Source organism: Fibrobacter sp. UBA4309, from assembly GCF_002395745.1.
Lineage (GTDB): Bacteria > Fibrobacterota > Fibrobacteria > Fibrobacterales > Fibrobacteraceae > Fibrobacter.
The window spans coordinates 1-7112 of sequence record NZ_DGUN01000041.1 but is presented as its reverse complement, the minus strand read 5'-3'; the positions used below and the strand labels follow the sequence as shown (position 1 = coordinate 7112).

The window sequence follows — 7112 nt, the reverse complement described above, 5'->3', positions numbered from 1 at the left end:
CTCCGCTGAACCTCGCCATGCGCCTCAAGAAGGCCGGTGCAAATGTGGTCGGCACAAGCCCCGAAGACATCGACCTCGCCGAAGACCGCGACTTCTTCAAGCAGCTGGTCGACAAGGTCGGTATCAAGCAGGCCGCATCCGGCATCGCCCACAACGTGGAAGAAGCCTTGGCTATTGTCGACCGCATTGGCTACCCCGTGCTTGTGCGCCCGAGCTTCGTTCTCGGCGGCCGCGGCATGGTGATTGTCTATAAGGAAAAATACCTCCGCAAGTTCGTAGAAGAAGCTGCCGCCATTGGCGAAGGCAAGCCCATCCTCATCGACCGCTTCTTGGAAGACGCTACCGAACTTGACGTGGACTGCATCAGCGATGGCAAGCACACCGTGGTGGGCGCCATCATGGAACACGTGGAACCCGCAGGCATTCACTCCGGCGACTCCGCAAGCGTCATCCCTCCTATGACGCTTTCCAAGGAAATCCAGGACAAGGTTCGCCAATATGCGAAGGACTTTGCAAGGGAACTCCACGTGGTCGGCCTCATGAACATGCAGCTCGCCGTCAAGGATGGCGAACTCTACATGATCGAAGTGAACCCGCGCGCCTCCCGCACCGTGCCGTTCGTTTCCAAGTCCATCGGCGTCCCGCTTGCAAGCTACGCCAGCCGCTGCATGCTCGGCGAGACCCTCGAACAGATCGGCTTCACCGAAGAAGTCCACGTGCCTTACGTGAGCGTCAAGGAAGCCGTGTTCCCGTTCGTCAAGTTCCCGGGTGTCGATATCACGCTTTCTCCGGAAATGAAATCCACCGGCGAAGTCATGAGCATCGATCGCGACCGTGGCCTTGCCTACCTCAAGAGCCAGCTGGCATCCGGCAACAAGGTCCCGAGCCAGGGCAACATCTTCGTGTCGCTCAAGGACGAAGACAAGCAGAAGGCCGTACCGCTCATCAAGCGCCTCGTAGACATGGGCTACCAGATTTACGCCACCCGCGGCACCTCGACGATGCTTTACAACGAAGGCATCAAGACCCGCGCCGTGTTCCGCATCTCCCGTGGCCGCCCGAACCTGCTGGACCTCATCCACGACAAGGAAGTGCAGTGGATCGTGAACACCACCGAAAACGGCGCCGAAGCCATGGTCGATGAAATCCAGATGCGCTCCAAGGCGGTCGTCTCCGGCATTCCCATCACCACGACCATCGCCGCCCTCACCTCCACCGTGGAAGGCCTCATGGACAAGCACGACTTCGGCCGCTTTGAAGTCTGTAGTTTGCAAGAGTACCATCGCCACGTGAAGAAGTAAACCACGCCCTTTAATACCAAAAGCGCAGACTCAATCGAGCCTGCGTTTTTTGCTTTAACTAACCTTATATCTTGAACTGGCCTATTTCAAAATCATATGTTGCGTTTTGGCATTGCCGCATTTGACCATATACACACCGCGGCCTAGACCTGCGTTTGTCATGGCATTGCGGAGATCGCCGATATGTCCGGCTTGGAATTCGCCGATGAACGCGCCGAGCGGGCTAAATACTTTATATGTACTTTGAAGGCTTTGGGGCGCAGCATGCGTCCCGAAGGCAATTGCATCGGTAGAGTCTGAAGGCGGTTCAACCTTTGGCTCCTGCCACAGAACGAATTCGATGGTCGTTGCACTGCGGGCCGGAACGCTGAAACTGCACTTTGTATCGTCGACTTTGACTTCGCTACCTTCCTTGAGGTTACTCTTGTCGTCGGTAACGTAGGGTTTGAAACTTCCAATTTTTGTGTTTCCGAAATCAAAGTCCGCCTTGAACTCCTCATTCTTGGAATTGAGAATGACGACTGCGATTTTCGTCTTGAGGGAGTCGCGGTAGGCGGTGACCTTTACATCTCTTTCGGGATTCTTGGTAGCGTCGATTCTCCAAGAGCCGGGTCGCGCGAAGCGGCTGAAGTTCCCCATGACCCAGAGTCGCTTGGTAGGCTCCACATTGTCGGGGTTGCCTTGTCCTTGCGGCCAGAGGGCTCCGTTGCCGCAACTGGCTTCGCTGCAGGAATAAATCCACCAGAAATGCCAGGCATTCATGTTCGCAATAGTCAGGGCGTCATGGATTACGCCTGCAACGCGGAGAGCACTTCCCATGCCCACGTCTTCCTTGTTACTTCCAAGATCATAGACTTCGGTTTCCCAGAATTCCTTGCCGGCTTCGTGGATTTCGGGATAAGCCGCCGGGTCTCCGCCGTATTCGTGCGTCCCAAAAATATCGGTGTATTTCAAGGCGGCAGGGTTGTTGAAGAAAGCTTTTTTGTAATTGGGAAATCCGTACCAGTTGATAGCTTCGGTGCCAATGATTTTGATGCCTGTTGTATCGAGGGTGGGGCCAAGGTAGTCGCCGACCCAACGTGCCAATTCATCGGGTTCGTAGTGGTTGTCACCGGTGCCGTCGGGCTCGTTTTGCGACGAAATTGCATATAGATTAACGCCAGCCTTCCGCATGTCTTGCGTAAACTTCAAGATGGTGTTGGCCCAGTCCTGAGCGTGATTGAAATCCAGGTGCTTTTTGTCACCGTCGTAATTTACAGTATATTTGGAAGTCCACGGGGCGGCCCAGACTTTGACGCCGTATTCACTCGCCTTTTTTGCGATACTCGTTTCTGATGTGGTGCCATCCGGAGCGATGCGGATACGGTGCAGCGTAAGCCCGGCGCCGCTGGTGGAGTCCCAGAGGAAAGCGGCATTCTTGTCGGTGATGGAACCGGCCCATGCCGAGGCAGCCCCAAAGCCGCTGATGCGCTGGTATTCCTTGCCGATATCTACGTTAATCGTTGCCGCACTGGCGAGGGTGCCCAAAAACGCGACAAAACCTGCAAAAAAGGGAAATCCCTTAATTGAAAACGACATAAAGCCTCCCATACGAACTTTACTTACTATAAAATAAGTTGAAAAATTCGCTTAATATAGGGCTTTATTCGAATTCGTTTTGATAAATTGACAACAGAATGATGTATTTATCCGCTAGAACTTCTCGAAAAATTCCCATGTGGCTTGCGGCACCCAGGACTGCTGCTGGCCGGGATCCTTGTGGTCCCAGATGTGTCCGCCGCTCTGCGTGCACCAGCGAACGGGGAATCTTTCCTCGACGGTCGTGTAGTCGTAGCACTTGTGCGGGGCGTTGCGCTGGGCTTCTTCGGCTCGTTCGCTTTTCGCCTTGCCGCCTTCGGAGTTGAGCGTCAAGATGATGTCGCGCGCATTCCGACCCATTTCGGGGGTGCACATGCCGTCATCGAGGCCGAGCACGCCCATCCAGCCGATGCCCATTTTCTTGCGCTGCGGAAGCCAAATGTTGCGTTCCGCGGTTTCGTAAACGGCCACTGCGCGGAGCACGTCCTGGTGGTTCCACGAAAGGCCATTGCTGAACATGGCGCCGTAGCTGAATCCTATAGAGAATACGCGGCTTGAATCAATGCAGAAGTTGCCTTCGAGATATGCGAGGAGTTCGTCAAACAGGAGGTAATCATCCTGCCCCCAGGGCAGCTGGTTTCCATTGCCTTCGGGCGCAACGAATATCGCGGTTTCGTTCTTGTCAATCCACTTGAGGCCGTGATAGCCTTCATCCTGCACGGCGCTTCCTGAACCGCCCATGCACTGCATTCCGAAAATGAGTTTGTACGGTTTGTTCTTGTCGTAACTTTTCGGCATGTCGATGCGCACGGTACGCACGCCCTTGCTCCACCTAAAGTCAATGTAGGGTTTGTCGCCACGGTACTTGTAATCAAGTCGCGTATCCTTGCCGCAGCCACGAGTGGGAACAGGGTCGTTCTTGAGGCCCCATCCGTATTCGTACTGCGGTTGCGGCGGAGCGTTTTTCTTGAGCGTAAGCATAATATTCGTGTCGAGATTATCGAGCTTAACATTGAGGGTATCGAAACCGTCGGCAACAATGCGCAGATTGTCCGAATCGCCCACCTTGAGAAGCGCCTTTGCTCCGGACTTCGCGCCGAATGCCGTATTGAAACTTCCATCGGCGACAAACTGGAACGTTTGCAAAGCGCTGCCTACGCGGACGCGTGCGAAGTACTTGCCCTGCGCTTTCACGGAAGACTTCATGTCAACCGTACCCGAGCCGTAGACAGTTTCATTCAGCAGACGGTTTCCGAACATGTCGAAAATCTGCACCTGTACCGGGGAATTTTGCCCCTGCGAAAACGATAGGATGCCGTTGTTCACGGAGAGAAATCCGACCGAGGCCTTGTTCGCCAGAGCCTGCGGTTCTTCGTCCTGGTGAATCGTGAATGCGCCCGAGGCATCTGTTTTCGCATTGAGGCCTTTTTGAACAAGCAAGACTTCTGCGCCTCGGACAGCCTTGCCGCCATCGTCGCTCACCTTACCTGTCAGGGTAAACGCATTCGCCGTCACGACAGACAACGCCATAATAACGCCAACGGACACACCGGTCCATAGAGCATGATTCATAAAACCACTCCTTTTTGATTTTCTATTCCAGAAAATACTTTCAAAAAAACTGTTCCGATTGCATGTAAACTTTTTTCCGTTGACATCGCTGTCCACAAAGAGTTCTATCTTTCCCGCTATGATTATCAGGCAATACAGCGAAGCGGACCTTGCGGCAATGATCCGCATCTGGAACGAGGTGGTCGAAGACGGCATCGCCTTCCCGCAAGAGGACTTGCTCACGCCCGAAACCGGCAGGCAGTTCTTTGCCGCACAGACCTACTGCGCCGTCGCCGAAGAGGGCGGCAAGATTTTCGGGCTGTACATACTGCACCCGAACAACGTGGGCCGTTGCGGCCACATTTCAAACGCAAGCTACGCAGTCGCTTCGGAATCCAGGGGCAAGCACATCGGCGAAATGCTCGTGAAGGACTGTCTCGAACAAGCTAAAAAGCACGGCTTCGGAGTATTGCAGTTCAATGCAGTCGTCGAAAGCAACACGCACGCCAGGCACCTGTACGAGCGTCTAGGATTTGTCCAGCTAGGCACTATCCCGAATGGATTCAGAATGAAGGACGGGCATTACGAAAACATCTGCCCGTACTATCACGAGCTGTAATTTATTCCAAATACACGACTTCGCCCATTTGCGGCATAAGCACAGGCTTGCCCGATTCCTGGGCGGCACGTTTCGCATTTTCCAGCGGTTCAAAGTAAGTATGATAAGCTAAGCAGAACTTGGAATGATGAACCGTCATGTAGCGGTTTGCATTCAGGTCCAGCATTTCTTTGCTGAGCTGTTCGGGCAGGGCATGAATTTGGTTCCAATCTTCATTGTACTGCCCGTTTTCCAAAATAGCCAGATCGATATCTGCAAATTTTTCACCAATCTTCTTAAAATGTTTGCCATAGCCGCTATCCCCGCCAATCCAAACGGAACGCTTTGGCGTCTTGAATACAAACGAAGACCACAACGTTTTATTCGACCTTATCCCACGACCCGAAAAATGTCTTGCCGGAGTCGCTGTCACGTTAAAGCCTTCGCCCAAATCGAAAGAATCCCACCAGTCGAGTTCCACGAGTTTCTCGACGGGGTATCCCCAGTATTCAAAATGTTCACCCACGCCAAGCCCCGTCACCACACGCTTTACGCGCGGTTCGAGTTCCTTCACGGCCTGGTAATCCAGATGATCCCAATGATCGTGCGAAATAACCAGACAATCGATATCCGGCATGTCAACAGGCTTGTAAACGTCGGTCCCCTTGAACATCTTGTTCACAAAACTTACTGGCGAACCCTGATAAAATACGGGATCCACAAGAATCTTCTTCCCAGATAAGTTCATCAAATACGAAGAGTGTCCGAACCACACAATCCAATCGCGGTCCTGCGGCAGCGATTTCAAATCCGTTTTGACGACCGTCAGCGCTGTATCGGGAACGGTTTGCGACCTTTTGCCGAACAAGAATTCAAGCGTCGTTTCAAACAAGTTCTTATCGCCCGTCATTGTGACAGTCTTTTCGTCATTCACGAACTTTTGACCATCGTAATGCGGTGACTGTTTGATGCGTTCAAGGCGTTTGCCTTGCGGAATACGCCCAAATTTTGCCTGGTTCAGGAACAGCACGCCAACGGTTCCCAGAATAAAAAGGGTCGATAAAATAATCGCCGTAATCATGAGTTTCTTGTTCTTCGCAAAACGCAAGCGCATCGTTCCCATTCTAGCGGATAAAGTTCGTGAAAATTTTCTTTTCGGCAACGGGCTGCACGACACCCGCCTTCTTGCCCGCTTCGATGCTCTTCAGGATCCACGCCATGTTGCGGCCCAGTTCCTTCATCACCTGCACGCCCTCATCGTCCTTCAGCACATCTTCCGGGCTGGAACCGTGAACCATGTTCCAATAGCGAGATGTCACCAGGGGCTGTTGCGCAAAGGTGGGGTATTTGTTCAGGGCGTCGAGCGTTGCGGTAGTGCCGGCACGGCGGGCAGAGGCAACGGTTGCTGCCGGCTTAAAGAGAAGTTCCGCTTCGGCAATGCCGTAAAGCCTATCCAGGAACATCAGCATCTCACCGCTTGGGGAGGCGTAGTACACCGGAGAGCCGTAAACGACGGCGTCGACCGTTTTAAGGATTTCCTTGGCTTCGTGAACCACGGCGTCGGTTTCTCCCTTCAGCACGCGACCACCCACAAAGAAGATTTCTGTCTCGATGCCAGCGGCCTTGAGTTCGCCGGCCACGAGGCTCAGCGCCGTATATGTGCAGCCCTTTTCGCGACGGCTTCCATTGAATAAAACGACCTTCATGATTAATTCCTTTGTTATGAAAAATGTTTCTTTATTAAAATTCTACTTGTCAAAATCGTCCGGGGATTCGAACAACTTTTTCTTCAGATGTTGGAACCGCCTTTCGTTGGTGGCGACGTCCAGGTTCCCCACCCGAACGGCTTCCCGATACAGGAGTTCCTTGTAGCGAATCTTGTTCATGACCACCGTAAGGCGGGCCATTTCCTTTTCAAGAATCTTGCGGCGGTTTTCAAAAAGGGACAGCCTTTGGGAAAGCGTGGAATCGCCCTCGTTGAACCACTCGATGTACTGGCGGATTTCCTTGATTTGCAGTCCCGAATCCTTGAGGCATTCAATCATGGTAAGCCAGCGAAGGTCTTCGTCGCTGTAGGCCCGCAC

At 53.1% G+C, this 7112-nt stretch carries 7 protein-coding genes; 2 read left to right on the top strand and 5 right to left on the bottom strand.

Going from position 1 to position 7112, the window contains the following annotated elements; genetic code table 11:
• Nucleotides 1-1301: ATP-grasp domain-containing protein (locus B3M32_RS04610; RefSeq protein ID WP_290743884.1), on the top strand; the 1301-nt coding region annotated here is incomplete at its 5' end.
• Between the two features lie 81 nt (nucleotides 1302-1382).
• Here the strand turns inward: B3M32_RS04610 and B3M32_RS04605 are convergent.
• Together B3M32_RS04605 and B3M32_RS04600 are read right to left on the bottom strand one after the other, a co-directional pair.
• Entirely contained in the window at nucleotides 1383-2879 is a 1497-nt protein-coding gene (locus B3M32_RS04605; RefSeq protein WP_290743883.1) for a glycoside hydrolase family 30 beta sandwich domain-containing protein, read from the bottom strand.
• A 114-nt stretch (nucleotides 2880-2993) separates the two neighbouring features.
• Nucleotides 2994-4451, bottom strand: a complete 1458-nt coding sequence (locus B3M32_RS04600; RefSeq protein ID WP_290743882.1) for an esterase — start codon at nucleotides 4449-4451, stop codon at nucleotides 2994-2996.
• 118 nt (nucleotides 4452-4569) lie between these two features.
• Between B3M32_RS04600 and B3M32_RS04595 the strand changes: the two genes are divergently transcribed.
• Nucleotides 4570-5049 (top strand): GNAT family N-acetyltransferase, encoded by a 480-nt coding sequence (locus B3M32_RS04595; RefSeq protein WP_290743881.1) that lies wholly within the window; start codon nucleotides 4570-4572, stop codon nucleotides 5047-5049.
• A gap of 1 nt (nucleotide 5050) precedes the next feature.
• Here the strand turns inward: B3M32_RS04595 and B3M32_RS04590 are convergent, their stop codons facing one another.
• The 3 genes from B3M32_RS04590 to B3M32_RS04580 all read right to left on the bottom strand — a co-directional run.
• Complete coding sequence (locus B3M32_RS04590) at nucleotides 5051-6151, bottom strand: MBL fold metallo-hydrolase (protein WP_349679857.1); 1101 nt, start codon at nucleotides 6149-6151, stop codon at nucleotides 5051-5053.
• A gap of 1 nt (nucleotide 6152) precedes the next feature.
• On the bottom strand, nucleotides 6153-6734 hold the full coding sequence (locus B3M32_RS04585; RefSeq protein ID WP_163453131.1) for a flavodoxin family protein: 582 nt from the start codon (nucleotides 6732-6734) through the stop codon (nucleotides 6153-6155).
• Between the two features lie 42 nt (nucleotides 6735-6776).
• On the bottom strand, nucleotides 6777-7112 hold a 336-nt coding region (locus B3M32_RS04580), incomplete at its 5' end, for a MerR family DNA-binding protein (protein WP_290743878.1).

What these genes read in the sequence shown, in the direction of transcription:
- B3M32_RS04605 (WP_290743883.1), bottom strand. Translation starts at nt 2,879, where the DNA reads ATGTCGTTTTCAATTAAGGGATTTCCCTTTTTTGCAGGTTTTGTCGCG.
- B3M32_RS04600 (WP_290743882.1), bottom strand. Translation starts at nt 4,451, where the DNA reads ATGAATCATGCTCTATGGACCGGTGTGTCCGTTGGCGTTATTATGGCG.
- B3M32_RS04595 (WP_290743881.1), top strand. Translation starts at nt 4,570, where the DNA reads ATGATTATCAGGCAATACAGCGAAGCGGACCTTGCGGCAATGATCCGC.
- B3M32_RS04590 (WP_349679857.1), bottom strand. Translation starts at nt 6,151, where the DNA reads ATGGGAACGATGCGCTTGCGTTTTGCGAAGAACAAGAAACTCATGATT.
- B3M32_RS04585 (WP_163453131.1), bottom strand. Translation starts at nt 6,734, where the DNA reads ATGAAGGTCGTTTTATTCAATGGAAGCCGTCGCGAAAAGGGCTGCACA.